At 65.9% G+C, this 979-nt stretch carries 1 protein-coding gene; it reads right to left on the bottom strand.

Annotation, left to right across the window (positions count from 1 at the left end; genetic code table 11):
* The coding region (locus FS320_RS44120; protein WP_162003653.1) for a sn-glycerol-3-phosphate ABC transporter ATP-binding protein UgpC at nt 1-977 on the bottom strand (977 nt) is incomplete at its 3' end.
* Nucleotides 978-979 lie beyond the last annotated feature (2 nt).

Raw genomic sequence — 979 nt, 5'->3', positions numbered from 1 at the left:
AGGCGCTTGCCGGACTGCTCGTCGAACAGATGCACCAGCTTCGGATCGGGCGTGACGCGGATCTGCTGGCCCGGCTGCGCATTGACGCGCTCGCGGAACACGCCGACCACATCGGTGCCGCCGAACTTGGCGAAGACCTGCGTCTCCGATCCCGTGGGCTCGACGACGGCCACTTCCGCCGGCAAGCCATTGGACTCGTCGAGGATGAAGTGCTCGGGGCGGATGCCGTAGATGATCGGCTGACCATCCGAGGCGGCGGGCGCGTGGGCCACCGGCAGGGAGATGCCGCTCTCGGCGACGAAGCGGCCGCCCTGAAGGTGACCTTTGAGGAAGTTCATGGCCGGCGAGCCGATGAAGCCGGCGACGAAGAGATTGGCCGGACGATCATAGAGGTCGAGCGGCGCGCCGACCTGCTCGACCACGCCGTCATGCATCACCACGATCTTGTCGGCCATGGTCATGGCCTCGATCTGGTCGTGGGTGACGTAAATCGTGGTGGTCTTCAGGCGCTGATGCAGCGCCTTGATCTCCGTGCGCATGGCGACACGCAGCTTGGCATCGAGGTTGGAGAGCGGCTCGTCGAAGAGGAAGACCTGCGGATCGCGCACGATGGCGCGGCCCATGGCGACGCGCTGGCGCTGACCTCCGGACAGCTGGCGCGGGTAGCGGTCGAGGAGCTTGCCCAGGCCGAGGATCTCGGCGGCACGGTCGACCCGCGTCTTGATTTCCGACTTGGGGGCCCGCTTCAGCTTGAGCGAGAAGGCCATGTTGTCGGCGACCGTCATATGCGGGTAGAGCGCATAGTTCTGGAACACCATGGCGATGTCGCGCTCCTTGGGCGGGACATCATTGACCACCCGCGGCCCGATCCGGAGCTCGCCGCCGGAGATGTTCTCCAGCCCTGCGATCATGCGCAGGAGGGTGGATTTGCCGCATCCCGACGGCCCGACGAGGATGACGAATTCCCCGTCCTGGATGT

It is taken from the genome of Microvirga tunisiensis (assembly GCF_009296175.1).
Lineage (GTDB): Bacteria > Pseudomonadota > Alphaproteobacteria > Rhizobiales > Beijerinckiaceae > Microvirga > Microvirga tunisiensis.
Note: the sequence above shows the minus strand (reverse complement) of the source record. Positions and strands in the feature narration are given on the sequence as shown.